General features: G+C 49.8%; 23 protein-coding genes and 5 pseudogenes. 15 read left to right on the top strand and 13 right to left on the bottom strand.

Translation table 11 applies throughout. From position 1 onward, the window contains the following. The first annotated feature begins 37 nt into the window (after positions 1–37). The 3 genes and pseudogenes from V8L70_RS14765 to V8L70_RS14755 all read left to right on the top strand — a co-directional run bounded on the left by V8L70_RS14765 (position 38) and on the right by V8L70_RS14755 (position 1,634). A complete protein-coding gene (locus V8L70_RS14765) occupies positions 38–964 on the top strand; it encodes an electron transfer flavoprotein subunit alpha/FixB family protein (protein WP_336269936.1) in 927 nt (308 codons plus the stop codon). A gap of 42 nt (positions 965–1,006) precedes the next feature. Continuing rightward, positions 1,007–1,448, top strand: a pseudogene (locus V8L70_RS14760) (nitroreductase family protein); the annotation flags it as partial. A gap of 60 nt (positions 1,449–1,508) precedes the next feature. Continuing rightward, complete coding sequence (locus V8L70_RS14755) at positions 1,509–1,634, top strand: hypothetical protein (RefSeq protein WP_336269934.1); 126 nt, start codon at positions 1,509–1,511, stop codon at positions 1,632–1,634. Here V8L70_RS14755 and V8L70_RS22935 read toward each other — a convergent pair. Together V8L70_RS22935 and V8L70_RS14745 are read right to left on the bottom strand one after the other, a co-directional pair. Continuing rightward, a pseudogene (locus tag V8L70_RS22935) lies at positions 1,631–2,044 on the bottom strand (transposase); the annotation flags it as partial. The gene V8L70_RS14755 and the pseudogene V8L70_RS22935 overlap by 4 nt on opposite strands. A gap of 227 nt (positions 2,045–2,271) precedes the next feature. Then, a pseudogene (locus V8L70_RS14745) lies at positions 2,272–3,112 on the bottom strand (IS5 family transposase). A gap of 789 nt (positions 3,113–3,901) precedes the next feature. Between V8L70_RS14745 and V8L70_RS14740 the strand changes: the two are divergent. From V8L70_RS14740 to V8L70_RS14725, 4 genes and pseudogenes are all read left to right on the top strand, one after another. Continuing rightward, complete coding sequence (locus V8L70_RS14740) at positions 3,902–4,114, top strand: hypothetical protein (RefSeq protein ID WP_336269933.1); 213 nt, start codon at positions 3,902–3,904, stop codon at positions 4,112–4,114. Next, positions 4,111–4,467, top strand: a complete 357-nt coding sequence (tnpB, locus tag V8L70_RS14735) for an IS66 family insertion sequence element accessory protein TnpB (protein ID WP_336269932.1) — start codon at positions 4,111–4,113, stop codon at positions 4,465–4,467. Before V8L70_RS14740 ends, tnpB begins: the two co-directional genes overlap by 4 nt. A gap of 45 nt (positions 4,468–4,512) precedes the next feature. Then, a pseudogene (gene tnpC / locus V8L70_RS14730) lies at positions 4,513–6,097 on the top strand (IS66 family transposase). A 15-nt stretch (positions 6,098–6,112) separates the two neighbouring features. After that, complete coding sequence (locus tag V8L70_RS14725; RefSeq protein WP_336269930.1) at positions 6,113–6,355, top strand: hypothetical protein; 243 nt, start codon at positions 6,113–6,115, stop codon at positions 6,353–6,355. A gap of 103 nt (positions 6,356–6,458) precedes the next feature. Here V8L70_RS14725 and V8L70_RS14720 read toward each other — a convergent pair whose 3' ends face one another. The 5 genes from V8L70_RS14720 to V8L70_RS14700 all read right to left on the bottom strand — a co-directional run bounded on the left by V8L70_RS14720 (position 6,459) and on the right by V8L70_RS14700 (position 12,222). Beyond that, the gene (locus V8L70_RS14720) at positions 6,459–7,622 is read right to left on the bottom strand and encodes a C4-dicarboxylate TRAP transporter substrate-binding protein (RefSeq protein WP_336269928.1); all 1,164 of its coding nucleotides are present in this window, start codon (positions 7,620–7,622) and stop codon (positions 6,459–6,461) included. A gap of 145 nt (positions 7,623–7,767) precedes the next feature. Further along, positions 7,768–8,853, bottom strand: coding sequence for an alcohol dehydrogenase (locus V8L70_RS14715; RefSeq protein WP_336269927.1), 1,086 nt, complete (start codon positions 8,851–8,853; stop codon positions 7,768–7,770). A gap of 32 nt (positions 8,854–8,885) precedes the next feature. Next, a complete protein-coding gene (locus V8L70_RS14710; protein WP_336269925.1) occupies positions 8,886–10,349 on the bottom strand; it encodes an NAD-dependent succinate-semialdehyde dehydrogenase in 1,464 nt (487 codons plus the stop codon). 51 nt (positions 10,350–10,400) lie between these two features. Further along, a complete protein-coding gene (locus tag V8L70_RS14705) occupies positions 10,401–11,708 on the bottom strand; it encodes a TRAP transporter large permease (RefSeq protein WP_336269924.1) in 1,308 nt (435 codons plus the stop codon). After that, on the bottom strand, positions 11,701–12,222 hold the full coding sequence (locus tag V8L70_RS14700; protein WP_336269923.1) for a TRAP transporter small permease: 522 nt from the start codon (positions 12,220–12,222) through the stop codon (positions 11,701–11,703). Before V8L70_RS14700 ends, V8L70_RS14705 begins: the two co-directional genes overlap by 8 nt. A gap of 519 nt (positions 12,223–12,741) precedes the next feature. Between V8L70_RS14700 and V8L70_RS14695 the strand changes: the two are divergent. Continuing rightward, positions 12,742–13,008: pseudogene (locus V8L70_RS14695) on the top strand (transposase); the annotation flags it as partial. Between the two features lie 420 nt (positions 13,009–13,428). Further along, on the top strand, positions 13,429–13,653 hold the full coding sequence (locus tag V8L70_RS14690) for a hypothetical protein (protein WP_336269922.1): 225 nt from the start codon (positions 13,429–13,431) through the stop codon (positions 13,651–13,653). A gap of 326 nt (positions 13,654–13,979) precedes the next feature. On the opposite strand, the gene V8L70_RS14685 is transcribed toward V8L70_RS14690, so the two are convergent. The 4 genes from V8L70_RS14685 to V8L70_RS14670 all read right to left on the bottom strand — a co-directional run bounded on the left by V8L70_RS14685 (position 13,980) and on the right by V8L70_RS14670 (position 16,804). Continuing rightward, positions 13,980–14,723, bottom strand: coding sequence for an SDR family NAD(P)-dependent oxidoreductase (locus V8L70_RS14685; RefSeq protein ID WP_336269921.1), 744 nt, complete (start codon positions 14,721–14,723; stop codon positions 13,980–13,982). 90 nt (positions 14,724–14,813) lie between these two features. Next, positions 14,814–15,104 carry a muconolactone Delta-isomerase gene (catC, locus tag V8L70_RS14680; protein WP_336269920.1) on the bottom strand — a complete coding sequence of 97 codons (291 nt, stop codon included), beginning with the start codon at positions 15,102–15,104 and terminating at the stop codon, positions 14,814–14,816. 42 nt (positions 15,105–15,146) lie between these two features. Further along, positions 15,147–15,443 carry a YciI family protein gene (locus V8L70_RS14675; RefSeq protein WP_336269919.1) on the bottom strand — a complete coding sequence of 99 codons (297 nt, stop codon included), beginning with the start codon at positions 15,441–15,443 and terminating at the stop codon, positions 15,147–15,149. Positions 15,444–15,469: 26 nt separating this feature from the next. Continuing rightward, complete coding sequence (locus V8L70_RS14670; RefSeq protein WP_336269918.1) at positions 15,470–16,804, bottom strand: short-chain fatty acid transporter; 1,335 nt, start codon at positions 16,802–16,804, stop codon at positions 15,470–15,472. 170 nt (positions 16,805–16,974) lie between these two features. Here V8L70_RS14670 and V8L70_RS14665 point away from each other — a divergent pair, with 170 nt between their 5' ends. The 6 genes from V8L70_RS14665 to V8L70_RS14640 all read left to right on the top strand — a co-directional run bounded on the left by V8L70_RS14665 (position 16,975) and on the right by V8L70_RS14640 (position 23,783). Continuing rightward, the gene (locus V8L70_RS14665; protein ID WP_336269917.1) at positions 16,975–17,880 is read left to right on the top strand and encodes a 3-hydroxyacyl-CoA dehydrogenase NAD-binding domain-containing protein; all 906 of its coding nucleotides are present in this window, start codon (positions 16,975–16,977) and stop codon (positions 17,878–17,880) included. Then, positions 17,877–18,896 carry a cyclase family protein gene (locus V8L70_RS14660; protein WP_336269915.1) on the top strand — a complete coding sequence of 340 codons (1,020 nt, stop codon included), beginning with the start codon at positions 17,877–17,879 and terminating at the stop codon, positions 18,894–18,896. The genes V8L70_RS14665 and V8L70_RS14660 overlap by 4 nt, the downstream gene beginning before the upstream one ends. A 230-nt stretch (positions 18,897–19,126) precedes the next feature. Further along, the gene (locus tag V8L70_RS14655; protein WP_336269914.1) at positions 19,127–20,113 is read left to right on the top strand and encodes a Bug family tripartite tricarboxylate transporter substrate binding protein; all 987 of its coding nucleotides are present in this window, start codon (positions 19,127–19,129) and stop codon (positions 20,111–20,113) included. Between the two features lie 95 nt (positions 20,114–20,208). After that, positions 20,209–20,709 (top strand): tripartite tricarboxylate transporter TctB family protein, encoded by a 501-nt coding sequence (locus V8L70_RS14650; RefSeq protein ID WP_336269912.1) that lies wholly within the window; start codon positions 20,209–20,211, stop codon positions 20,707–20,709. A 32-nt stretch (positions 20,710–20,741) separates the two neighbouring features. Then, positions 20,742–22,250, top strand: a complete 1,509-nt coding sequence (locus tag V8L70_RS14645; RefSeq protein ID WP_336269911.1) for a tripartite tricarboxylate transporter permease — start codon at positions 20,742–20,744, stop codon at positions 22,248–22,250. A gap of 126 nt (positions 22,251–22,376) precedes the next feature. Beyond that, positions 22,377–23,783, top strand: a complete 1,407-nt coding sequence (locus tag V8L70_RS14640) for a hypothetical protein (RefSeq protein ID WP_336269910.1) — start codon at positions 22,377–22,379, stop codon at positions 23,781–23,783. Between the two features lie 114 nt (positions 23,784–23,897). Here V8L70_RS14640 and V8L70_RS14635 read toward each other — a convergent pair whose 3' ends face one another. Both V8L70_RS14635 and V8L70_RS14630 read right to left on the bottom strand, forming a co-directional pair. Beyond that, positions 23,898–25,049 carry an acyl-CoA dehydrogenase family protein gene (locus V8L70_RS14635; protein WP_336269909.1) on the bottom strand — a complete coding sequence of 384 codons (1,152 nt, stop codon included), beginning with the start codon at positions 25,047–25,049 and terminating at the stop codon, positions 23,898–23,900. 48 nt (positions 25,050–25,097) lie between these two features. Continuing rightward, positions 25,098–25,919, bottom strand: coding sequence for an IclR family transcriptional regulator (locus V8L70_RS14630; protein ID WP_197746068.1), 822 nt, complete (start codon positions 25,917–25,919; stop codon positions 25,098–25,100). Between the last annotated feature and the right edge of the window lie 8 nt (positions 25,920–25,927).

Raw genomic sequence — 25,927 nt, 5'->3', positions numbered from 1 at the left:
TGCTTTGAACAAAGTGCTTTAACGAGGAACTGATGCCATGAGCATTCTGGTACTTGCCGATTTACACGAAGCCCAACTGGCCGGCGCCACCGCCCACGTCGTGGCGGCCGCCCAGGCCATTGGTGGCGATATTGATATTTTGGTCGCCGGTGAAGGCGTTCAAGCGGCAGCAGACGCTGCGGCGAAACTCGACGGCGTTAATAAAGTACGCGTGGCGGACAACGCTGTTTACGCCCACCAGCTTGCCGAGCCCATGGGCGCGCTGTTGGTTGAACTGGCCGATGGCTACAGCCACGTACTGGCCAGCGCTTCAACCACAGGTAAAAACGTTCTGCCGCGCCTGGCTGCGCTAAAAGACGTCAGCCAGCTATCGGATGTACTGGGTGTCGAGAGTGCCGATACCTTCCTGCGTCCGATTTACGCCGGTAACGCCATTGCCACGGTTAAAAGCGACGATGTGCTCAAAGTGATCACCGTGCGCACCACCGGCTTCGATGCCGTCGGTGAAAGCGGCAGCGCCACGATTGAAGCGGTCGATTTTGTCGCCGACAACAGCCAGTCCAGTTTTGTCAAAGAAGAACTGGCGAAGTCCGACCGCCCCGAACTGGGCGGCGCCAAGGTCGTGATCTCCGGCGGCCGCGGCATGGGCAACGGCGAAAACTTCAAGCTGCTCGATGGCATTGCCGACAAGCTGGGCGCGGCGATTGGTGCCTCCCGCGCCGCCGTCGACGCAGGTTTCGTACCCAACGACATGCAGGTCGGCCAGACCGGCAAGATCGTTGCCCCGGATCTGTATATCGCCGTGGGTATCTCGGGTGCCATCCAGCATTTGGCGGGCATGAAAGACTCCAAGGTGATCGTCGCGATCAACAAAGACGACGAAGCACCGATCTTCCAGGTCGCCGATTACGGCCTGGTCGGTGATCTATTCGAGATCCTGCCGGAGCTTGAGAGCAAGCTATAAAACTTAAGAAAATCAAACTTAGTCTTGGATAGGTGTTAAATAGTGAACAACTTAATCAACCTAATACAATCTCATCGCTCAATTCGAAAATTTGAAACACGAGATATTCCTAAGGAGTTATTCATAGAGTTGGTTCGTTCTGGACAAGCAGCAGCGACCTCCAGTCACATACAGCATCATACACGCCACTGATAAGCAATTACGCAATCAATTGGTTGTGTTTACTGGTGGCCCAAAATACTTGGCGAGCAGCAGCGACTTTCTAGTCTTTTGCGCCGATATGAAGCGTTCACTATAAGCGACAGGAGAAAGCGTCGTTAGCAGTATGACTGAACAGCTTCTGGTTGCTACGGTAGACGTGTCATTAATAGCTCAAAATATCGCGATCGCTGCGGAGTCAGAAGGGTTGGGGATCTGCTATATAGGAGGTATACGTAATAATCTTCAAGCTGTGAGTGAGCTACTAAGCTTGCCACAACATGTATGTTCCTGCCCAGTAACAGTGGACACCTCTAGAATGTAATACGCTACGATGAGGTGAACCATGGCAAGATCGACAACACCAATGAAGAAAAAATCTTATACCCGTTACTCAGATGCCTATCGTCAAGAAGCGTTAGCGTTTACTGACCGCATTGGCGTTGCAGCAGCGGCTCGTGAACTGGGCTGATAGCGCCGCTGTTGTGACAGCCGGAGCCGTTTCCATAATGTGCCGACGTGTTTCTTGTCATCCCAGTTAAGCTCGTAGATCCACTGATGGCTCACGCAAACCCCATTGGCATTGTTCATGAAGCCACTGATTTGCTGAGGGCTCCATTCGTCCATCAATTGACCAGTGACCCATCGAATCAGGCTAGGCAGTCGCTTCGTCACTTTCCAGGCGGTGCGTCAACGCTGATCACTGACCGATTGGGCCTGTTTTGGCAAATAACCACAGGGTAGCCCGTTGCGCTTTATCTCGCGGCTAATGGTGCTGCTGTGGACGCCAATGGCCTTGGCTATCTGTCGCTGGCTGATGCCGGTCTCAAGATAGGCAAAAATTTGGTATCGTTGTGTCTGGGTCAGTTGTCGGTATCCCATGCTCTGCTTCACTTTGGTAGGTAAGGCAGAGAGGGTACCGATGCTTGCCCTTCTGCCTCTACCGAATGATTCAAAGTGCTGCAGTTATTCTATGAATTTAGGACTGTAGGCTCCATATCGCTGGCGCTCTATCGCTTTATTACCTCGCTACATAAAGCTAAACAGAGTGCGAGTGAGCCAGGGCAAGAGGCGTAAGACTCTGGGTCTTTTATAAGTGGCGACTTTCCTTAGGTTCTGTCTGAAAAGTTGGCTCTCATGCATTGCTCAATGGAAGCCAGTGTCACCATGGCCTTGAAGCTACTGGCCAGCTTGTCGTAACGCGTAATGAGCCGACGCTTTTCCTTCAACCAGCCAAATAGACGCTCCACCACGTTACGCTGACGATATTTCGGCCGGTCAAATTGATGCGGAAGGCCAGGCTTCGGGCGTCGATGCATATGGCGCTGCGGAATGATGGGCCGCATGCCGTAACGCGTGCAATAGTGCCGTAGCGCATCACTGTCGTACCCCTTGTCCGCCACGATATACCGGCTGCGTCAGACCGTCCAGGCAACCGAACCTTCTCTAGAAGCCCCGTCAGGAAGGTCGAATCGGCACGCTGGCCTGCTGCTAGTGAAAACGTAATGGGAAAGCCTCGACTATCGCATAGTAGGTGTATCTTCGTGGTCAACCCGCCGCGACTGCGGCCGAGCGCATGGTCTACCGGTTCTATAGATCCCCTTTTTTACCAGCACCACTGGCTGACCGAGTTGCTCTAATGGACGTTGAATCCACCATCCATGTATCGAGGTCCATGTAACCATCTTCACGCAGACGTAAATGCAAGCGCGTCAACATCTGCTCGAAGACGCCATCATCGCGCCACTCTCGGAAGCGCTGATAGACGGTCTTCCAGGGGCCATAACGTTCCGGCAGATCGCGCCATTGCGCACCTGAGCAAAGAATCCACAGAATACCGTTCAGCATCTGGCGGTCGTCCCGGCAAGGGCGTCCCATGGTCTGCGGCGGAGAAATGATGTTCTCGATCATCTGCCAACGCTGATCAGAAAGCTCGTAACGGCCTGTCATATCGCCCTCCTGCTCAATGAACGGAGATAGCGTAACATTTATGACTTTTCAGACGGGACCTAAGTCCGCGGGGTGGGCTTAAGGCTCAAGAAAATCTAGCCGACCTCTTAGTGAGGGTTGGCTCGATTTATATCAGGGTGGTGGAGTCAACCATGCATCTCGGCAGTCATGAACCAGTTGCAAGCGCCTAGTCTAGCCGTTTGCTCGCTGGTGTGGCCGTTCTGGTGAGTGGAGCAACGTGGGTCGAAAGCTTGGCTCAACTCCTACTGACTGGCATTTTTAATGCTTGGCTGACCGCGTTTCAGCTCGATGGCCCGCATGTTAGCTTTGGCCTGTGTCGCAGCTTCGCTTTTTGCGCTCTGGAGACTTCTTTCACCTTGGGCTGTGCTTCATGAGGCTGCAAGTGGCTTTGTATTCCTTGCGGCGTTCATGACGGTACTGGCGGTGCTTCGCCTGCCAGCTTATCGCTCAAGACTCATCCGTCGCTGCGGTCATAGCCTACTGTTGCAGCCCCCCACCTGCGTTATCCGATTCTCTCATTGGGCTCCACCTTTTTTGGAATCGTGCTCAACTTCGGTGTGTTGAATACGTTCATGTCGATGATCGACAAATCCAATACCCTCGGTTCGGCGAAGGGTAGAGTGTTGCTGCAAGAGGTTCGTCGTCGACGCATGCTTCTGGCAACCTTGCGCAGTTTTACCCTTGCGCCGTAAGAGCGCCATAAAACCCATCTACCCACATTAATGTTGGCTGATCACACTGGTGGTCTCTTTAGCATTGGAGATCATCATGAGTCGCGACCTCAATTCCACTCAAGCATTTTGGTTAGGGCACCTGGCTTATGCCGCCGCGTTGCAGATGCCGTTAAGCGCGTATGCTGAAGCTCAAGCCGTGACGTTAGCCGACCTGATGGCGTGGGAAAATCGGTTAATCGTGCAGGGTTTTTCCGTGCCACCGCGTTGTCGTCCCCCGCGGTTTGTCGCGGTGGAGGTCGTCGCATGATACGCCCAAGCACTGATCTGAGGGTGTACCTGTGCCGAGAACCCGTCGATATGCGCAAGCAAATTGATGGATTAGCACTGCTGGTTCAGGAAGCCATGGCCTTGAACCCATTTGATCAAGCGCTGTTCGTGTTCGGTAATCGCCAGCGCGATAAAGTGAAGCTGCTGTTCTGGGAACGTAACGGCTTTGTGGTGTGGTACAAGCGCTTGGAGCGTGAGCGATTTAAATGGCCCACCCACCTGAAGGACGAGACAGTGACGTTAACCGGTCAAGAGCTTAACTGGCTGCTGGATGGTTATAACCTGAAGGCTATGCAGTCTCACAAAGCGCTGGATTTTCAGCGGGTTGGCTAGCTGTATCTCTCCTACTTTAGAGACGTTTTTGGTACACTAAACGGTATGAAAGACGCCGCCTCCTCCTCACCGACGGTTACCCAGCTTGAGCGCAAGCTGGCCGCTGCTGACGCTGAAAATGCGCGGCTGTTGGCGTTGATGGAAAAAAAGAAGCGCAGTGGGAAGCCACCAAACAGTCGCTATTTGAGCAGTTCCGGCTGGCCCTGGAGCGTCAGTTCGGCCCCTCCACCGAGAAGTACCGTGTCGACCAGCGGGATCTGCTTATCAATGAAGCGGAAGTGGCGGTGGACGAGGAAGACGCATCGGAGAGCACCACCCCTGCTGATGACGCGACGAGCGAGACCGCCACGCCTACTAACGTCGCACGCGCGGCGGGCGTGTTGCGCTACCGCCAGAACTCCCGCGTGTCGAAGTCGTCCATGAACTGCCCGATCATGCTCGCCACTGCCACGATGATGGCACCGCGCTAAAGGTGATCGGTGAAGAGGTCAGTGAGGAACTGCATGTGGTGCCCGCCCGGATCGAGGTGATCCGCCATGTGCGACACAAATATGCCTGCCCGACGTGCGAAGAGGGCGTTAAGATCGCCCCGGCGCCTGCCAAGCTGTTGCCCAAGAGCAATGCCAGCGCCACGCTGCTCGCCTATGTCGCGACCGCCAAGTACCAGGACGCGCTACCGCTTTATCGGCAGAGCCAGATCTTTGCCCGCCATGGTGCTGAGATCCCCCGCAACACCCTGGCACGCTGGATGGTACAGGCGGGAGAACGCATAGCTCCGCTGATCGAGACATTACTCCAGCATCTGCTGACCGCTCCCCTGATCCATATGGATGAGACCACCCTCCAGGTCAATCAAGAAGCAGATCGTGCCGCCAGTGCGACGTCGTATATGTGGGTGCAACGAGGTGGGCCACCCGGTCAGCAGGTCGTCTTGTTCGATTATGACGCCAGCCGTGCGGGGCGAGTGCCCGTTCGCTTACTGGGCAACTATGCAGGCCGCTTGGTCACCGATGGCTATGAAGGCTACGCCGAGGTCGTGCGTCGCAATGGGCTCACCCATGCGGGCTGCTGGGTACATGCCCGGCGTAAGTACGTTGAGGCCCAGAAAGTGCAGCCCAAAAGCAAAACCGGCAAAGCGGACTGGGCGCTGAACCAGATCCGGAAGCTGTACGGCGTGGAAAAACAGGCGAAGGCACTTGAGCCCGACGCGCGTTACGCGCTGCGTGAACAGAAGAGCCGTCCGTTAATCGACCAACTGCGCACCTGGCTCAACAAGTCATTGATGCAGATGCTGCCCAAGAGTGCGCTGGGTAAAGCCTTGCACTACCTGGATAACCAGTGGCCCCGGCTGACCCGATTCCTGGACGATGGGCTGATCCCGCTGGACAACAATCCGGCGGAGAACGCCATCCGTCCGTTCGTAATCGGCCGTAAAAACTGGCTGTTCAGCCATACTCCGAGCGGCGCTCATACCAGCGCGGCGATCTACAGCCTGATCGAAACCGCCAAAGCCAATGGTCTCTCGCCTTACGACTACTTGCAGTATGTCTTCGCGACACTGCCCACCCTCTACGATGATGACCTCAACACGCTGCTGCCCTGGCAGTGGAAAGAGACATTACCGATCTAAGCGAAATCTGCCTAGATGTGGTCAGTGGCTCGCTTACTGCTTTACGATCTGCAGAATAACGTGGCACAAGGACTCCATGCCGCTCCCTCTGAATTAGATTTAGGCGAAATCACTAACCGGACAACAAGGCTGACAGAGGGGGCTGCCCTTGCAGTGGAAAGAGACATTACCGCCGATCTAATCGAAATCTGCCTAGACGTGGTTAGTGAATCGCTTACACACCTCTATGCGCTATGGCTAAGAAACCTTAATCCATAGATGATGCCTCAGAAATAAGCCCCTTAAACGACAAAACCCCACAAGATGTGGGGTTCGTTAGCTAACTGAGGGACATATTTAAATTCCCTTACCTAAAAAAACATCACTGAGCAGCATAATCAGTATGATCAATCTTTGAGTAAATTTCATCCCAGTAAATTTCTGCTAATTGATCAGGGTCATCAATGTCCGAGACAATTACTTGCCATTTATCGATGAGATCAGACATGACACCCGCCAGCTCTTCTGCGCGCTCTAGATCAATTCCATACTCATCAGCATAATACGAAGGAACAGTTTCTAAATCACTCCGTATAAATTCTTTAGAGTCTTCAATGAGAGCATTATCTGCTGAAATAATATTTATTCCTCGCTCTTCGGCAGCACTAAGGTCTTGATTTGCCTGTTCCTGGTAAAGATATGTAACGTATGCAGACATCACAGATCCTGCTTTCAACATGGAATTCTTAGTGTCTGCATCAAAGCTATTCCAACGATCTCGATTTAGCGTCGTTGCTCCTCCTGCAGCAAATAGCCCTCCTGGTAGGTCCATATTGATATTTTTGACCACTTCAATAAGGTTGAAGTTAGTTAGCTCCGGTGCAGAGAACAATGTGCAATCAATGACACCTTGGCTTAATGCTTCGTATGACTCGCCAATAGGTAAAGATACTGGAGATGCGCCAAAGTTTCTAACCCACCTAGCCCAGGGAGCACCTGAAATTCGAATCCGTTTACCTTCTATATCAGAAGTTGTGGTGACTGGGTCATTACAGAACATACCGTAAGTAGGGGTGGACACAACTCCAGTATAGACTTGGTTGTTGGCTTTAAACTCCTCTAAACATTCAGGGCAATTAAGCAAAATATACTCAAGCATAGCACCCGAATAGGAATAACCCTCTTTACCCTCAGCTCGATCATCCAATGCTAACTTCATTGACATGTCAGCCGCTAGATTAGAAAAAGGGTAATCTGATGGAGAATATGCCGTAAGTAAATAACCAATATCCGCCATTCCATCACCAACACCAGATGACATTTCACTATGATTAAGCAATGAGAGCTCGAAAATACGAACTGAATATTGGTCATCAGTTAACTCAGACACGGCGCTTGAATACTGTCTAGCAGCCTCTAATGGTACGCCTGCCGGAAAACCTACAGCATATCTTAGCTCAGTAGCCTCAGCAGATAAAGGACTTAGTGTAAGGCCTGAAGTGGCGAGTACTAAAGAGCATGTGTAAAACAAACGCTTGTTATTCATATTTTCACCCTGCATGTTGTATAGCTGTATGGATTAAAATGCACTTGCTACTTTCTATATTTACCTTGTGGACCAATATGTACCAGTAAGGTATGTCTAGGATCATCTGAAACTAAAATATTTATTAATTTCAATTTAACTAGTATTAATTGTTTTCTAAAATAATTCTTCCCTTTACATTTCCTTGCGCAAGGTCAAAAATAGAACGTTCTGCTTCGTCAAGGTTACGCATCTCTACAGGAATGTTAAAAAAATTATTTTTCTTTGCAAAAGTGACTAGCTCATTTAGCTCACCTAAACTACCAGTATAAGAGCCTATAATTGAAATAGCTTTTGTAATGATTACAGGTATTGGATATTTTAATTCGCCTCCATGAAGACCAACAATAACTAGCTCTCCCCCTTTCTTTAAAACATTCAAACCTAGAGATACTGTCTGATCATTACCAACAAAATCCAGAACAGCTGCACACCGATTATCAGAAGCAAATAAGATTTTTTCTCCCGCTTCACTATCAGCGGAATCAAAAGTTTCGTTGGCACCTGACAAGGCAGCAAGTTCTCTTTTATCTTCTGAAATATCAACAGCTTTTATGTTTTCGATACCCATTGACGAAAGAATTCTTATAGCCAGTTGACCTAAACCACCGCAACCAATAACAACAACACTATCTTCATTGCTAACTGGCATTATTTTATTGATAGCAGAATAAGTAGTTAGGCCCGAACAAGCTAGCATTGAAGCATGAGCAGCATCTAGCCCTTCGATATCGATGAGGTATCGACTGCTTGGTATTATTAAATTTTCTGCATAGCCCCCTGGCTTGAAAATTCCAATGGAAGCAGGGGTGACGCATAAATTCTCTTTGTCATTAAGGCAGTCTACACATTTACCACAACCAATCCATGGATAAACAAGAAATTTTTTATCTATAAGATTGCTATCTTCTTCGTTACCTACATTAACAACTGTGCCTACAACTTCATGGCCTAAAGTAACAGGAGGCTTGATTCCTCTTTCTAAAAGTGAAAGTTTTTTTTCACCCCCAAGTCCATAATAACCTTCATGGATATGCACATCACTATGACATACACCACAGAAATTTACTTTTATTAAAACTTCACCTTTTTGAAGCTTGGGTATTTGGTAGGAAGTAGCTGAGAATTCTCCACCAAACTCTTTAAACTCATGGCGAGTATATAGTGAGTGGTTATTTTCAGATATGCTCATAGTAATTATCTCCAATTTTTATTCTGATTATCTTAGTTAGATGCTATGCACACATAGTGCATTTCAAGAAATTCTTCAATTCCATAATGTGATCCTTCTCTTCCTATTCCTGACTCCTTCACTCCTCCAAAAGGTACTGTTTCGGAGACAAATTTTGGTGTATTTACGCCTACCATGCCATACTCAAGCTCTTTAGTTACGCTGAGTATTCTCCTGTAATCATTAGTGTATAGATAGGCTGAAAGCCCATATGGTGTAGAGTTAGCCAACTGAATTGCATTCTCATCATCTTTAAATGTATATATAGCTGCAATTGGGCCAAAAATTTCGCAACTAAATATATTCATATCGCTTGTTAAATTGGTCAATAAAGTTGGCAAGTAAAAGTTTCCACCTATCTCTGGTGCCGCTTTACCACCTGTCACAACTTTAGCGCCACTAGCTTTCGCTTCTGTTACAAGATTAGAGATTTTATCTATTGCTGATTTGTTAATTAATGGACCATGAGTCACTTTTTTATCACGACCATCCCCAATCACCATATTTTCAATTGCGTTGCTCAATTTGCTAATAAATAAATCATGAATTTTTTCGTGAATAATAATGCGATTAGCACATATACATGTTTGACCATTATTATAAAACTTAATAGCCATAACGCCAGCGACCGCTGTATCTATGTCCGCATCATCAAAAACAATGAAAGGAGCATTACCGCCTAATTCTAAACTAAGCTTTTTGACCGTATCAGAACACTGAGACATTAAAAGCTTCCCAACTGCGGTGGAGCCAGTAAACGAAAGTTTCTTAACTGTAGGATTTTTACATAACTCCTCACCAACCTCGCCACCATGACTTGCTGTTACAATATTAATAACACCCGCTGGGATCCCGGCTTTTTCAGCTAAAAAAACCAGAGCTAAAGCAGATAATGGTGTATCCTCGGCTGGTTTTGCTACCACAGTGCAACCGGCTGCTAATGCAGGAGCCACTTTCCTTGCAATCATTGAAGATGGGAAGTTCCAAGGTGTAATCGCAGCAACTACACCAATCGGTTCTTTTCTTACATATTCTAATCTTCCTGAAGCACTTTCAGGGAGGACATCCCCAACAATGCGCATCGCTTCAGCAGAAAACCAATCAATAAAAGCTGCTGAAGACAACACTTCTGCTTTTGATTCTTGTATTGATTTACCTTGTTCCATGGTAAGCAATAATGCTAACTCATCAATATTGTCAATAACCTCTTTATGCCAATTTTTTAACATCTGACATCTTTCTTTCCCTGTTAGCTTTCTCCATTCTTTCAGAGCTTGATGTGCAGCTTTAATTGCTTCTTCTGTATCAGCTTTTCCCATGTCTGGGACTTCGGTTATCACTTCTCCAGTAGCAGGATTTTTAATAGAAAATGTTTTTCCATTGCTAGAATTAACCCACTTTCCATTAATAAAACCACTGTTAATGATAAGGTGGTCATTAGCCTTTACATCTTCCATACCATCTCTCCTTTTTTCATTGTTTAATATATTTCTTGCTAAGAAATAGTCTTAAGAAGCCATGTCGGGTAATATAGTTAATATTTGAGGATATGCGATAAAGATTGCCACAAGAGCTAAGTCCATCAGTAAAAACCACATGATACCTTTGAATATTTGTGTTGTTGTAACTAGATTATTCACTACACCTTTGATAACGAATACATTCATTCCAATGGGTGGAGTTATCATACCTATCTCAAGAAGTTTAGTTAATAATACACCAAACCAGATAAGGCTATAGTCAGTTGCGCCTATAATAGGTAGTACAATGGGGAGCGTCAAAAGCATAGCGCCAATAGGCTCTAGAAACATGCCCAACAATAGGTAAATAAACACGATACCCAGTATTATAATAATTGGCGTGGCATCAGTTCCGATAACCATATCGGAAATGTAATTTCCAGCACCAGATAGCGCAAGAAACCTAGTTAGTAAGCTGGCGCCAACCGCTATAATTAAGAGCGCACATGTCGTTACTAATGTTTCAAGGATTGCTATTTGAAAATTCTTCCAAGTCATTGTTTTTTTGATCAACGCTACAATGCAAGCAAGGAAAGTACCAACGGCTCCTGCCTCTGTAGGCGTAAATACTCCGCTAAAGAGCCCCCCAAATATTCCAATCATAATAACAAAAATTGGCCATGTGTCTTTGAGAGCAAGAATTTTTTCCGACGTTGGTATTTTCTCATTTGTATCAGGTGCGAGTTCAGGATTGATTTTTACTCGAATAACTATGACTGCTATATAACCAATCATAGTTATAAGACCTGCAGTGATGCCTCCAAGGAATAGGTTTGAAATCGGTACTTGAGCAATGATGCCATATAGGATCATGATAATTGATGGGGGAATAAGGGCACCGATCGTCCCCGCAACTGCTACCGTTCCTGTGGCTAACTCAGGGTTATATTTGTACTTAATCATTTCTGGAATGGCTATTCTCCCCATAGCAGCCGAGCAAGCTACCGACGAGCCTGAGACGGCTGCAAATCCTGCGGAGCCAAAAACAGAAGCAATAGCTAGCCCGCCAGGTAAAGATGATAGCCACATTCTTGCAGCTCTAAACATCCCTTGTGTGAGTTGCGTATGATAACAAACAAACCCTAACAGCAAAAACATTGGTATTGAACTTAATGTCCAACTTGAAGCAAAATTATAAGGAATATTACTTAAGGAAGACCAAGCTATATTCCAGCCCATAATAAGCCAGATACCGACAAAAGATACGCTTATAAGAGCAATGCCAATTGGTACACGCAGGGCAATAAGAAACATCAGCACTCCTATTCCCGCAATACCTACTTGAACTTCATTCATCAAACGCCTCCACTGTATTATCTTTAAAGTTATTAATGATATAATGCAGAAATTTATATGTAAGCGTTATTCCAAACAAAAAGAAGCCAATCGGCAGCAAGAAATAAGTCGGCCAAACTATAATATTAAAGTCTCCCTGCATAACTGACGTTGAGGATGCCATTCTTCCCAAGGCTTCTCCCCATGTTCTTGCCGTGACTATAAAACACATGACAGCAGACGCTAAGTAAATCCACCCTGCTAGATGTTGTTGTATTCGAATTGGCATGCGATCAGTGAATAGTTCTACAGATATATGGGATTTTGTTTGTTCAGCGTAAGCAAGCGGAAGAAATACCGCAATAAGCATATAATATTGGGATACTATGGTTATAGTTCCTGGTAGTGGCTTGTTGAAAATAAATCTCATTAAAACGTCAAGTGTTATGTGCACCATCATAAGCGCGATGGCAAGCCCACCTAATGTAGTTAATATTAGATTAATTCGGTCTAACAACCTTTTGATTGCTCTCATTTTTTGTCCTTTTTTATTCCGAGAAAGAAACGCCCAACCAGTCACTTCAATAATTATGGTTTAATAGCTTTCAGCAATAGCATTTTTGCTTCTGTTTTAACCTTATTTGGTCTGCAGTATGTAGCTTTATAACAGCTTGAATCAGTGTTCTAGCCAACTCAAGCCATGTTGCAGTGTAGTTCCATGTTATTTCCCTAACCGATGGCACTGACGTGTAAGGGAATTGCAAGAACAATTCTGCAAGATAATAGGCAATTATTAATATTCATAGGTCAGTGAGAGTAATTGTTTTCGTTTTGCTAGGCGGAATTGCCTTTTTGATTTATGAATTCAAGTTAAAGGACTATTGTGTCCTGTGTCAAATGAGGAAATATCACTCTAGAGAAGTGCTAGACACACAATGAATAATGTAAGCATATGAAATTAAATTATTTTTTATATATATAAGTAAATGTTGTTATTTTTATATAGACTAATGTCTAAAATAAAATCACTAAATGTCATTGTAAAAATTCTTATTTAACGGATCACCTCCTGACCCAACGGATCTTCAAGGAGATCCACGCCAGTCTGGCCGAACAGGGGCTGTTCATGCGAGGAGACACTATCGTTGACGCCTCCAGCTTGGCGGCGCCTTTCACCAAGAACAAGACCAAACAACGCGACCCGGAGATGAGTGCCCATATTGGTGTCGATGCCGTGACCGGACTGACCTACAGTGTGGTCGCCACATCGGCTAATGTCGCCGATGTCACCATGGCGGGACATCTAGTCCGAGTGGACAACTAGGCTGACGGAGGGGGATAGTGGTAGTCGCCTTAAAAGACGTCAGAAAAGGTCTGATTTCCAATGGGCAGTTTACGTTAATAAGCAGATCTCATGCTGACTTCCAAAGATGAACCCGTTCAGGCCTTTTAGCAGTTCATCATGCTGTAAATAGATGAGCGGGAGCTTAGGTGGTCGCCATGGTTTGTTAGAAGCACAGGTATAGCACTGCCACCAAATGTCAAAATGGTCCTAAAACTGGACATTATAAAATCACGCTGTGTGGCCAATTTGATGTCGATGATTTTCTCATAACCTGCACATACAATAAGCGGTGGGTGCAGATTCTGAGTGTGCCACTGCTTTCTATCCACTAAGCTGTTTGTGTTCAAATCTTGTATCTACCGTACGTAAAAAGTAGTCAACCCGAAAGAAGTATACATGGCGATTGATCGTGCTTTGAACCAATGCTCTTCCTGCTCTGTGTCAATGTTGCCTGCAGAGACGCCGACTGAAACATCTGTCGTGTCTCACGTGATTGACCATGGCATTATTTATGTGTCAGGTAAGCGATGTGGTGAATGGTTGGGTAAAGCCGCTAAGCGACTGAACATCACGCAGCCACGCCTAAACGACCTGATTCGCGGAAAAAATCCACAACTTTAGCCTGGATGCGCTAGTCGAAATTGCCGAATCTGAACGCCTTCATGTTGAACTCAGCGTTACGAAGGAAGGCGAGATTATCAAGGCTTCTCGATTCATGTGGATCGTTAAGCTTATGAAAACTTCCTCGTGGTTGCTGTAGAGGCTAGTCACGCTCGTTAAAAACATCGCCAGTGCCTTTATTACCCACAAAGCACGCTGACCAAGGATCGTATTGTTTTGGTAGTTCGCTGTCCAATGGCCTGCTTCTGGATGAATTGCTGTAGAAGCTCTCTAGCGGCTAGCAGGAGATAACTTCTATAGTTCATGTGATCAGGAACCTTGTTTACCTAGCCGACCGTGACACCGCCACAGACGAAAAGCGTCTGACCAGTGATGAATCCACTATGTTCGTCGCAGAAGAAGCTTACCGCCTGGGCTACATCCTCAGGCTGGCCCATGCGTTTTAACGGAATATTTTCGACTATGCGTCGGGCGCGCTCAGAATCGGGTGGGTTGTTTTGCCAGAAAGCGCTTGTGGCAATAGGCCCAGGAGCAACGCAATTAACTGTAATGCCGTGTTCAGCGAGTTCTAGGGCCCATGTTCTGGCCATAGATTGTAGCGCTCCTTTAGTGGCGCTATAGATGGTGCGCGCCTCTTTTCCAAGTACCACTCGGCTGGTATTCAGAACGATGCGCCCCTTACCGTTCGCCTTCATATTAGGCAACAACGACTGTGTGCAGATCAGTGCCGAACGCACATTCAGGTGCATCAATTTGTCGAAGTCTTCAAGCTGTGCTTCTTCAATCAGTGCCGGGGCAACAATGCCGACATTGTTAATCAGTCGTGTCACCTGAAAACGCTCGGAAATATCCAACATAACACGGCGAGTCGCATCGGCATCAGAAAGGTCGACTTGGTGGGAATCCGCTTGCAGTGATTGGGCTTCGGGTTCGACGATATCCACCACAACCACGCGATAGTTATCTTTCTGTAAACGCAAGGCGATCGCCTGGCCGATGTTTCTCGCCCCGCCAGTCACTACAGCGCAGTGGATTTGATTTGCTTGGCTTTGAGCGGCGTCTTGACTCATTAGAGTTCCTCGGCATAGGGACGGTGATTGAGTATGAGGTTGGTAGGAAAGTCAGCCTCGCCGACAGTACAGCGAGGCAATGGGGCTTAGTTATGTGTCGTCCTCACGTATTGAGGAGGGATGGCGGCATAGCGGTTTTACTTGGATATCCATGTAGGGGAACAAGGGTAAGCCGCTGATGACTTCTTGCAGTTCGTCGTTGTCATTGACGTCGAAGATGCTGACGTTGGCGTAACTGCCGGCGACTCGCCATAGATGGCGCCATTTACCCTGTCGTTGTAGCCCTTGTGAGTAGGCTTTCTCTCTTGCTTTGATGTCAGCCACTTGATCGGCCGGCATGTCGGGCGGGAGCTTTACTACCATTTCTACATGAAACAACATCGTATTTCTCCATTGTATTGTCGCGATAAGATTGTGCCTGCCCTAAAGGGTGTTCTTTCGGTTCAGGTAGGCCTGCCGCCAACGCACGATCTTGACCTCGTCGAATAGTGCCGCTTGGTGCAATGGGTCGCCCTCAATAAATCGCTCAGCTTCCTCTCGACTGTCCAGGTCGAGCAGGTAGATGCCGCCTGATGCCGTTTCACCGTCATCGGAGAGCTTGGCCCCGCAGGCCAGCAGAATATCCACGTTGGCATCCAGATATTCTAGATGTTGTTGACGTACCTCCAGGCGCAAGGCCTGGAGATCGGGCTTGTCGAAGGTCTCTATCAAAAAAGGCATTTGCAAACCTCGGTTAGTAAATTTGGTTAAGCGCTGAGGTAGCCCCAAATAAGCATGGCGCTGCCGTAGATGATTCCCAGGTAGATCAGGATCAACACCATATAGCCCATCACATCGCGCAACTTCAAACCGGAAATGGCCAGTACCGGGAGGATCCAAAACGGCTGGATCATGTTGCTCCACTGGTCGCCAATCTGCACGGCGAGCGCGGTGGCCGCTTGGGAAGCGCCGATTTCAGTGGCGGCTTGCACCATGACCGGACCCTGGACAGCCCATTGACCGCCGCCGGATGGTGCCAGCAGGTTGATGATGGCACCGCTGATGAATGACCAAATAGGCAAGGTTTGGGCACTGGAGATATCAACGAAGGTATTCGCAAACGAAACCACCAGACCTGAGCTCACCAGAATTCCCATGATCCCCGCGTAGAAAGGGTATTGCACGATAATACCCGAGACGATGCGGATCCCGTCAGCCAGTGCGGCCAAGTAGTTGGCTGGTGATGCAAAAAGGAGTATCCCCAGGAACAGAAAGGCGAAGTTGACAGTGTTGAGGTTCAGCGAGCCCCCGTCGACTGTGTACAGCGCTATATACAGCATGCCCAGCAAGCCAATGCCGATACCTACCACCCGGCTACGATTCAAGCGCTCTGCAATGGTGACTTTCACGTCGCCTGGTAAGGGCGCTGCAGTAGGCTTTGCGACAGTGCTTGGGTCGATTTCAACGATATCCTTGTCCAGCTTGGGGTGCAGCCAAGCATTGAAGAAAGGCAAGGTGAGCAGAATCAGAGCACTGGTGATTAAGAGGATGGGCGAGAAAATCGTTTCGCTTAATGGGATCAGGCCGATGGCATCTTGAAGAAAATGCCCCTCAGTGGCGATCAGCAGCGGGACACTGCCTGACAGGCCGATGCCATAAAGGGCGAAACCCGAGTACGCCGCGGCGATCACAAGGGGGTAGTGTAAGCCTTTTACGTTGAGTGCCAGCTTCTGAGCCACGATGCCGCCTATTACCAAGCCGAACCCCCAGTTCAGCCAGCTGCCAATGCCGCCCACCAGGGTGGCGACGACAATCGCCATGAACGGTGTCTTGACGCGTGCGGCGAGGCGGTTGAGAGCACCATCCACCAAAGGCGTCTTGGCGAGGATATAGCCTGCCAGAAGGATGACCGTCATCTGCATGCTGAAGGCCAGCAGATCCCAGAAGCCATCGCCCCAGTAACGCACCGCATTCAGCGGGCTAGTGCCTTGAACTAGCACCGCCAGGAGCATAGTGAGTACGGTCAGGAGGATAGCGATGACCAGGGGGTCAGGCATGTACCGGTTAACGAGCCTAGTGAAGAAATTAGCCAGCGCACTCATAGAAAGCGGCCTCTTATTGTAGGTGTGTTGGTCATGGTTTATTGTGTGCGCATAGCGTACATAAGTTCGTATTGTGAGATTATATTTAACCTGCGAATCATTTTATTCAATGCGACATTTGTCTATGCCGTTTGAGATAAGTCGCCATTCCGGGCTAGGGGAGAGAGCTGATGCAACAAAAAGCTTTGCGAGCAGTCGTGGTGGGTGCTGGCACCATGGGCACCACACTGGCCAAGTTGATGGCGGTGAATGGTGTCAAGGTCACCGTTGTGGATACCAATCCGCATGTGTTGGAGACCAGCCGTCAGCGTTTAGCAACCTATGCGGCGACGACTTGCTTCGACACGGATTTGAAGATGACGGAGGTCCCCGATTTCGTCATTGAGAGCGTGACCGAAAATGTCGAGGTCAAACAGAAGGTCGTGGCGCAAATCGAGGCCAGCGTGAATGACACCACCATCATCATGACCAATACGTCGGGGATACCGATCGACGAAATAGGCAGCACCATGCACGTTCCGCAACGATTCGTGGGGACTCACTTCTTTAACCCCGCGGACATTGTGCCCACTGTGGAAGTCGTTCCCGGTAGCCACACTGAGGCTGAGACAGTGGAAAAGGCTTGCGGTTGGCTGACGCAGTTGGGAAAACGGCCAGCGGTGTTGAAGACTTGCGTGCCCGGTTTCGTTGCCAACCGGATCCAGCATGCGGTCATGCGTGAATGTCTCTCCCTGCTGGAGAAAGGCGTGGTAGAGGCTGAAGCGCTGGATGACATCGTGCAGTACTCCATCGGTGTGCGGCTGGCTTTGAATGGCCCCTTGTGTCAGCGCGATCTCAACGGGCTAGACACACATCTGCATATTGCTCGATATCTCTATCCAGATCTCGATGCAAGTCAGCAGCCTGCAGCGCTTCTTGAAGAGTATGTGGCCGAGGGGCGTCTAGGTGCCAAGGTAGGGCGAGGGTTTTACCGCTGGAGCGACGAGTCGCTTGCGCGTCACCAGGCGCATGAGCGGAGCAAACTGAAGCGCATCATTGAACTCGCTGCGCAAGACTCACATGGAGATGAACCATGAATCAGCCGCGCTGGAAGAAACGTCCCGAAGGCAGCAATTGGGGAGATTTCGGGCCCAATGATCAATTGGGGCGTGTCAACTTGATCGGGACAGAGCAGGTCCTCAAAGGCGTCAAGGAAGTCCAGGAGGGCGTAACGTTCTGCTTGTCTCTGCCCTTGGATATCCCCGGTGGGAAAGTACTGAACCCTCGCCGTTCACCACCGAAATTGACCCCGACGGCGCTCGATGAAGACCAGTACATCAACTTTCCCCTCTCCACTCATAACCCCAAGCTGAACGACATCATCAAAGTCCAGCTATCGTTGCAGTATTCCACTCAGTGGGACTCCTTGGCCCATGTGGGAGCTCTTTTCGATGGTGATGACGACGGCTCGCCTGAGCGGCGCTATTACAATGGCTACATGGCGGCGCAAGATGTGCTGGATTTAAGCGGAGAGCCTTCCCAACGTCACGATTCCTATGCCAGACGCCTTGGCATCGAGACACTGGCCGCGCATGGCATGCAGGGCCGGGGTGTTTTAGTGGACCTGGTGCGAGCCTTCGGTTCGGGAAGAACGTTGATAGGGTACAGAGAGCTGCTTGAGGCGCTGGAACAGCAGAGCGTAGTGTTGGAGCAAGGTGATATGCTGGTATTGCGCACAGGGTTTTCCGAAGCATTGCTAGACATGAAGGGAACGCCCCAGCCGGACGTTCTAAAAAACACTGGGGCAGTACTTGATGGCAGTGATCCGGCGCTACTTGAGTGGATTACCTCGAGTGGTATCGCGGCGATCTGTGCTGATAACTACGCGGTAGAGAACCTTGATCGCGAACTGGAACCTGACTGTTGCTCTAAACTTCCGCTGCATCTCCATTGCCTATTCAAGCTAGGTTTGCCCCTGGCTGAACTCTGGTACCTGAAAGACCTGGCAGATTGGCTACATAGTCGAGGGCGTAATCGTTTCTTACTGACGGCTCCACCTTTGCGCTTGCCAGGTGCGATTGGCTCACCGGTTACTCCAGTGGCAACTGTATAGGTGCTAATCACTAAAAAGCGTTTATGAATTAATTAAAATTTTAGCTTAAAAACTCTCTTCCAGAGAGTGAGTGTAGCGAACTGGCTCCAGTGTATTAGTTAGTACTCAAATAAAAAATTTACGATGTAAAACTAAAGTTGGATACCTGGCTTTCGCTCTTTCCAAGTAACCTATGAACGTATTGCGAATAAATGTACGCATAGTAAACAATTATTAGCTCAGGGGTAATTATGAACAAGCTACTCAATGTCCTAGCATTAGCCACCTGCGGTGCTGCTGCACTTTCCCTCTCGGTGTCTACTGCCCAGGCTCAGGACTGGCCCACTGACGACGTGCGTCTTATAGTTCCTTATGCGCCGGGTGGTACCACCGATGTGCTATCACGTCGTGTCGCTAACCTGCTACAGGAAGAACTCGATGCAAACGTTGTGGTGGAGAATCGACCTGGTGCCGGCTCTACAGTGGCTACTGGTCGTTTGGCTCGCGGCGGTCGAGACGTTGACCATACAATTATGATGGCTTCACCAGGTCACGCCATCGGTGCTGCCATTTACCCCAATCTTACCTATGATCCTGTCGAAGATTTCGTGTTCATTCAGAACATGATCGACATTCCCAACGTCATGGTGGTTCCGGCTGATAGCCCCTATAACAACGTATTGGAGTTTGTCGAGGCAGCTAAAGAGCAGAATATGACCTTTAGCCACAGTGGTGTGGGAAGCTCTATCCATATGTCAGGTGAGCTTTTCAAGACTCTGACCGGTACTAATATGACGGCAGTGCCTTTCGCTGGTAGTGGTGCAGCCCTACCTGCGCTATTGGGCGGAGATGTCGACGTCTCTTTCGAGAACATGCCCACTGTTTTCCCGCATATTCAGTCTGGTGATCTGAAAGCGCTGGCGGTTACTTCCGCTGAGCGCTCCGAGTACTTGCCCGACGTGCCGACCCTAGAAGAAACCGGTGAACATAACCTTGATCAGTTCACCACTACCGCTTGGTTTGGTCTGATTGCTCATGAGTCCTTTCCGGAAGAAGCCATGACGGTCATGCAAGAAGCACTGCAGGAAGTAATGAAGCGTGAAGAGTTTACTAGCTTCGTTGATCAGTTGGGCGCCGAGCCGGGCACTGTTGCTGGTGACGAGTTCAAAGCGTTCATCGCTGAGGAAGTAGCCCGCTGGGATGGAGTAGCGGCTGAAGCGGGTATTCGCCAAGAGTAATTCATTGTTGAATACACTGCATGATGAGGCGAGGGGTACACCCTCGCCTCAGTTGGTTTACTTCCGGAGCTTTTTACGTCGAGAGGGAACCCCCGATGACGAAGTCGCACTCTACTAGTGGCACGCTGATCAAAGATTCGTGGGATGTGGTCGCTGGGGTTATATTGCTGGGCTTTGCCCTGCTTCTGCTGTTCTACCTAATTCCCAACTACATTGGCCAGCCGCCTATCATGCAGAATCCGATGATGTCGCCGCGTTGGCTGCCGACCATCGTTGGCTGGCTGCTGTTGGTGTTTTCTCTGCTAATGATCGTCCAGGGTGTATTAGTTGCTGATGATGCTGAGGATAGTGGGCGCCGCTTCGAGCGTGGTGCGTGGTTACGCTTTATCCTGATGGTCGTGGCCCTGGTTGTCTACGCAGGTTTGTTCGAGATGTTGGGAGCGATAATTAGCGGGATCCTCGCCACCTTCATACTGTTCATTGCTCATCCAGTGCGTACTTTATGGGTCTACAGTCTAGCCATCGTCTTCCCTGTAGGCATTACGCTACTGTTTACCGAGGTCATGAACGTACCGCTGCCGATGTTGCCGTTCTGAACCAGCGGCCATCTCTCAAGATCTGGTGACTTATGGATAATATTACAGAAGTACTGCAGCTATTTCTGGCCACAGAGAATTTCTTGGCAATAGCTATAGGTGTGATAATTGGCGTGACCGTTGGCTCCATCCCGGGCCTCACGGCCACGATGGCAGTGGCGTTGGCGCTACCGTTTACTTTTTCAATGGAGCCGGTGGCGGCCATACTGTTGTTGGTAGGTATTTACAAGGGCGGTATGTATGGTGGATCTATTACGGCGATCTTAATCCGTACACCTGGATCGCCTGCGTCGGCTTGTACATTACTAGATGGTTATCCGCTAGCTCAGCAGGGCGAGGCAAAGAAGGCGCTAAAGATGGCGCTCTACTCATCGGTAATCGCGGATTTTATATCTAACATTGCACTGATCTTTTTCGCCGCTTATTTGGCGAAAATCGCCCTTAATTTCGGCGCGCCGGAGTTCTTCTGGCTGATCTGCTTTTCATTGACCATCATCATATCCTTGGCCAGTGGATCAATGATCAAGGGTCTGATTGCGGCGTTTCTAGGCATCTTGCTTTCACTGGTCGGGCTGGATTCTGTGTTTGGTTCACAGCGGCTGACCTTTGGCAATTACAACTTGATGGACAGCATCTCGTTCATTCCTCTGTTAATCGGCCTTTTCGCAATACCCGAGATCATGGAGTTTTATCGTAAAAAGGTGGTGCCCCATATCCGGGCGAAGGCTAGCGGTGCCGGTGTGTCTTTCGTTGAGCTTAAACGCAGCCTTAAAAGCATCGTGCGCGGCAGCTTGATCGGTGTGATTATTGGTGCGATTCCGGGCACCGGTGCTACTGCTGCTGCCTTTATCTCGTATAGTGATGCTAAGCGTCGTTCGCCCCACCCAGAACGTTTTGGCAAGGGAGAAATAGAAGGTGTAGCTGCTTCTGAGGCGGGTAACAATGGTGTAGCAGGGGCCACACTGATCCCACTATTGTCGTTAGGTATCCCTGGTGATGTGATCACCGCCATTATCTTGGGCGCCTTCATGGTACATGGATTGACCCCGGGTCCACTCCTGTTCCAGGAAAATCTGTCGCTTATCTATGCCCTCTTCCTAGGTATCATGCTCAGTTCAGTGATCCTATTGTTCGTGGGTAGTGCAGCAATCCGCTACTTCTCCCTGATCGCGGATATCCCCAAGTCGATTCTGTTTCCTATCGTATTGATGTTCTGCATATACGGTGCTTATGCGGTCAATAACGACACATTCGATGTCTGGTTAATGTTGGCGTTTGGGCTTATGGGCTATGTGTTTAATCGTACGGGTATTCCGGCTGCCCCTTTCCTAATTGGTTTCATTTTGGGGCCGATGTTCGAGGACAACTTGCGACGATCACTGCTGATCGGTTCTAACGACCTGTCGATTTTCGTACGTGGCCCGATCACCTGGTTCTTTATTGCCCTAACAGTAGGCTCTATATTGCTGGCCATTTATCGCTTTATTTCTTCACGACACAAAGCGAAACAAAGTGCCAATGAGTCAGAGGCGGGCACTTGACGCTGCGGGCCTTGCTATAAATGGCGACTTTCCTTAAGCCCGCGGGGTGGGCTTAAGGCTCAAGTAAATCGAGCCGACTTCTTGGTGGGGGTCGGCTCGATTTATATCAGGGAGGTGGGGACAACCATGCATCTCGGCAGACATGAATCAGTTGCAAACGTCTGGTCTAGCCGTTTGCTCGCTGGTGTGGCAGTGCTGGCTGTAGTGCATTTATTGAGTGGTGTAACGTGGGCCGAAAGCTTGGCTCAACTTCTGTTGACGGGCTTTCTAATGCTAGGCTGGCCGCGTTTCAGCTTGATGGCGCGCATGTTAGCTTTGGCCTGTGTCGTAGCTTCGTTCTTTGCTCTATGGAGACTCCCTTCACTTTGGGCTGTGCTCCATGAGGCGGCAGGTGGTTTTGTATTCCTGGCGGCGTTCATGACGGCACTTGCGGTGCTTCGCCTGCCAGCTTACCGTTCAAGACTCATCCGTCGCTGCGGTCATAGCCTGCTGTTGCAGCCACCCACCTGGCGTTATCCGATCCTTTCATTGGGCTCCACCCTTTTCGGAATCGTGCTCAACTTCGGTGTGTTGAACTTGTTCATGTCGATGATCGACAAGTCCAACACTCTTGGCTCAGCTCAGGGGAGAGTGTGGCTGCAAGAGGTGCGTCGCCGACGCATGCTTCTGGCAACCTTGCGCGGTTTCACCCTGGCGCCGCTGGTTTCTCCACTAGGTATCGGTGTCGCGGTCGTTTTGGCTAATCTTGAAACGCTGACCTGGGGTGAGCTCTTTCCCTACGTATTGTTGTCGGCCATCATTCTATTTCTGTTGGGCTGGGCCTGTGATCACGTTGCAGGGCCTCCCCCAAGAGCGCAGGTAGCGCTAGTCGCACGGCCCTCACTGATGCCGCTGGCAGCTTTTAGCTTGATGCTGCTTGCGTTAGTGATGCTGGTTTTTGCGCTTGCAACGGTGCTTTCGCTACGGTTGCCTCAGGCGGTTGTGATTGGTGTCCCTTTGGGAGCCTGGATTTGGCTGGCTTGGCAGTGTCGTGGCATTAGCTATGCGGGCATTGGGCCCGCTACTGTCATGCTAGCCCGTCGCTTGCCTGAGGTGTTGGGTGGCATTGGTAATGAAGTCGTGGCGCTGGGCTCGGGGGCCTATCTCGGCTACCTCAGCGTGGCGCTGCTTGATCCTGCCCAACTGGGCGGGGTGGCCTCCCTGCTTGTTGCCCTTGGCAACTGGTTGCCGGCAGTCGTGCTCATGCTGATCGTTATTCTTGCTCAGGTCGGCGTTAATCCGATTATCAGTGTGACCTTCTTGACCAGTATGGTGGCCCAAGTGGGGCTGGAAAACGTGTCGTTGCCGCTGCTGGCGGCTGCGATGCTGTCGGGCTGGTCGTTGACGATGGTGTCGTCGCCGTTCACGGCCGCGATGATGATCATGTCACGTTTTACAGGGATGACGGCGGGACAGATCGGCCTGCGTTGGAATGGCGCATTTCTTGCGACATCGTTGATGATGGCCGCCGTCCTCTTTCGATTAGCAAGCTGAGGGGGTCAAGTACTTCGCTGGTTTCAAGCTCCGGCTTGTGCGCAAGTCCTTGCCAAATAGCATAGCGGATCGGCAAGGGACCTTGGCACAAGTAGGGAGCGCTGTGTGTGCTTATTATTGGGCGTTGCGGATCATGTTACGCGAAATGATCACCTGCTGAATTTGAGTCGTCCCCTCATAGAGCCGGAACAGGCGCACATCACGGTAAAACCGCTCAACGGCATAGTCGCTGATATAGCCAGCGCCGCCATGAATCTGAACACCACGGTCGGCCACACGGCTACACATTTCCGTTGCGAACATCTTGGCGCAAGAGGCCTCGGTACTGACGTTGTGGCCATCATCGCGCTGGCGAGCGGCATCGAGCACCATGCAGCGGGCAGCATAAATCTCGGCTTTGGAATCGGCCAGCATGCCTTGGATCAGCTGGAACTCGGCAATGGGGGTGCCAAATTGTTTGCGTTCCATGGCGAAGCGTAGAGAGTCCTCTAGGATTCGCTCAGCGGCGCCGACCGCAATGGCGGCAATGTGCAGGCGACCCTTGTCCAGAACCTTCATGGCGGTCTTGAACCCCACTCCTTCTTGCTTGCCAATCAGTGCGTTGGTGGGTACCCGCACATTGTCGAAGATAACATCCGCAGTATGAGCGCCTTTTTGGCCCATCTTCTTATCGCGCTTACCGATAGTAATGCCGGGGGTATCGGCTTCTACGATGAATGCACTGATGCCCTTGGCACCCTTGATCTCGACATTCGTGCGTGCCATGACGGTGAAGATGCCAGCATGTGGCGCATTCGTGATGTAGCGCTTGGTGCCGTTGATCAAGTAGTCATCGCCATCCTTCACCGCCGTTGTGCGCAGTGAGGCCGCATCCGAACCTGAGTCAGGCTCGGTTAGACAGAATGAACTTATGATATCGCCGCTGGCTAGCTGGGGGAGGTAGTTGGCCTTTTGCTCATCGGTGCCGTCGACCAGGATGCCGATTGAGCCAATACCGTTGTTAGTGCCAATGAAAGAGCGGAAGGCGGGAGATGTCCGTCCAAGCTCGAACGCGATATTGACTTCTTCTTCCATGGTCACCCCAAGTCCACCGAACTCCTCGGGGATGGTGAGGCCGAAGAGCCCCATATCGCGCATTTGTGAAACGATGTCCTCGGGGATGTCATCGCTTTCAGCAACTTCTTCCTCACGTGGAATCAGCTCTTCTTGAACAAAACTACGGATGGAGTCGAGCAGGAGCTGCATGGTTTCCTGATCACGAATCATGTGCGTGCCTCTTGATATGAATTTGTACGTCGGAAAATGTGGTGTGGCTTATGAGATTTGGGTCTTTATATCGTTGACCAGTTGCACTAGCTGCGGCCCGATAGACTCTTCCAGCTTTTCACGTGATATCTGAAATTCGGGGCCACCACAATTGAACGCGAGAACTCCAAGCTGGGGATGATGGAGGGGCACCGCAACGGCATTAACCTTGCGTTGCCATTCACCAATCGATAGGCAGTAACCGTGATCAGCGTAGTCCCGAAAAGCACGCTCCAATGATCTTCGAATGGCTGGCCACTCTGTAGGGTTCAAGTCCCGCAGGTGATTCATCATCACATCAGACTCTTGAGTAGGCATGGCAGCGAGACATGCGCGGCCCGCCGAACTCTGGTGGATGGGCAGGCGTGTACCGATCTGACGACGGATAGTAGAGCGAAGAGCACTCTGGACCACGTCGAGATAAACCATGTCCAGTCGGTCACGGGCGGACATGGCCACCGTTGCACCCACCTCGTTAGCAAGGTTTACCATCAAGGGTTGGGCAATCGCGCGAACTGGTAGGTTGGATATCATCGAATAGCCAAAGGACATGACGCCCACATCCAACTGGTATTTCCCACGTTGCAAAGGGCGCAGATAGCCCAGTCGAGCTAGCGTGTGGGTAAGCCTACTGACGGTAGGGCGCGGCAAACCCGACTTCTTCGCTAGGTCAAGATTGCTAAGGGCGCTTTCGCTGGGCGTAAAGCAGCGTAATAGCTCAAGCCCTCTGGCCAGCGCCGTCACAAACTGCCGGTCCTCCTCCTGCTCGCCTGCTGTGTTCATCGGGTCCACCACGATCTGATAGTCACCCTGACTGTCTGTTGTCTTCACCGAGTTAT

Origin of the sequence: Vreelandella arctica (assembly GCF_037070215.1) — a bacterium.
GTDB lineage: Bacteria > Pseudomonadota > Gammaproteobacteria > Pseudomonadales > Halomonadaceae > Vreelandella > Vreelandella arctica.
The sequence above is the reverse complement of the archived record's forward strand: the minus strand, read 5'-3'. Positions and strand labels throughout refer to the sequence as shown.

Excerpts from the sequence above, each read along its gene's own strand:
- V8L70_RS14700 (WP_336269923.1), bottom strand. The coding sequence starts at position 12,222 with ATGAGAGCAATCAAAAGGTTGTTAGACCGAATTAATCTAATATTAACT.
- V8L70_RS14640 (WP_336269910.1), top strand. The coding sequence starts at position 22,377 with ATGCATCTCGGCAGACATGAATCAGTTGCAAACGTCTGGTCTAGCCGT.
- V8L70_RS14705 (WP_336269924.1), bottom strand. The coding sequence starts at position 11,708 with ATGAATGAAGTTCAAGTAGGTATTGCGGGAATAGGAGTGCTGATGTTT.
- V8L70_RS14765 (WP_336269936.1), top strand. The coding sequence starts at position 38 with ATGAGCATTCTGGTACTTGCCGATTTACACGAAGCCCAACTGGCCGGC.
- V8L70_RS14675 (WP_336269919.1), bottom strand. The coding sequence starts at position 15,443 with ATGCCTTTTTTGATAGAGACCTTCGACAAGCCCGATCTCCAGGCCTTG.
- V8L70_RS14740 (WP_336269933.1), top strand. The coding sequence starts at position 3,902 with ATGAGTCGCGACCTCAATTCCACTCAAGCATTTTGGTTAGGGCACCTG.
- V8L70_RS14665 (WP_336269917.1), top strand. The coding sequence starts at position 16,975 with ATGCAACAAAAAGCTTTGCGAGCAGTCGTGGTGGGTGCTGGCACCATG.
- V8L70_RS14650 (WP_336269912.1), top strand. The coding sequence starts at position 20,209 with ATGACGAAGTCGCACTCTACTAGTGGCACGCTGATCAAAGATTCGTGG.
- V8L70_RS14720 (WP_336269928.1), bottom strand. The coding sequence starts at position 7,622 with ATGAATAACAAGCGTTTGTTTTACACATGCTCTTTAGTACTCGCCACT.
- V8L70_RS14645 (WP_336269911.1), top strand. The coding sequence starts at position 20,742 with ATGGATAATATTACAGAAGTACTGCAGCTATTTCTGGCCACAGAGAAT.
- V8L70_RS14755 (WP_336269934.1), top strand. The coding sequence starts at position 1,509 with ATGGCAAGATCGACAACACCAATGAAGAAAAAATCTTATACCCGTTAC.
- V8L70_RS14655 (WP_336269914.1), top strand. The coding sequence starts at position 19,127 with ATGAACAAGCTACTCAATGTCCTAGCATTAGCCACCTGCGGTGCTGCT.
- V8L70_RS14710 (WP_336269925.1), bottom strand. The coding sequence starts at position 10,349 with ATGGAAGATGTAAAGGCTAATGACCACCTTATCATTAACAGTGGTTTT.
- V8L70_RS14635 (WP_336269909.1), bottom strand. The coding sequence starts at position 25,049 with ATGATTCGTGATCAGGAAACCATGCAGCTCCTGCTCGACTCCATCCGT.
- V8L70_RS14660 (WP_336269915.1), top strand. The coding sequence starts at position 17,877 with ATGAATCAGCCGCGCTGGAAGAAACGTCCCGAAGGCAGCAATTGGGGA.
- catC (WP_336269920.1), bottom strand. The coding sequence starts at position 15,104 with ATGTTGTTTCATGTAGAAATGGTAGTAAAGCTCCCGCCCGACATGCCG.
- V8L70_RS14725 (WP_336269930.1), top strand. The coding sequence starts at position 6,113 with ATGTGGTCAGTGGCTCGCTTACTGCTTTACGATCTGCAGAATAACGTG.
- V8L70_RS14690 (WP_336269922.1), top strand. The coding sequence starts at position 13,429 with ATGGCGATTGATCGTGCTTTGAACCAATGCTCTTCCTGCTCTGTGTCA.
- V8L70_RS14715 (WP_336269927.1), bottom strand. The coding sequence starts at position 8,853 with ATGAGCATATCTGAAAATAACCACTCACTATATACTCGCCATGAGTTT.
- V8L70_RS14670 (WP_336269918.1), bottom strand. The coding sequence starts at position 16,804 with ATGAGTGCGCTGGCTAATTTCTTCACTAGGCTCGTTAACCGGTACATG.
- tnpB (WP_336269932.1), top strand. The coding sequence starts at position 4,111 with ATGATACGCCCAAGCACTGATCTGAGGGTGTACCTGTGCCGAGAACCC.
- V8L70_RS14685 (WP_336269921.1), bottom strand. The coding sequence starts at position 14,723 with ATGAGTCAAGACGCCGCTCAAAGCCAAGCAAATCAAATCCACTGCGCT.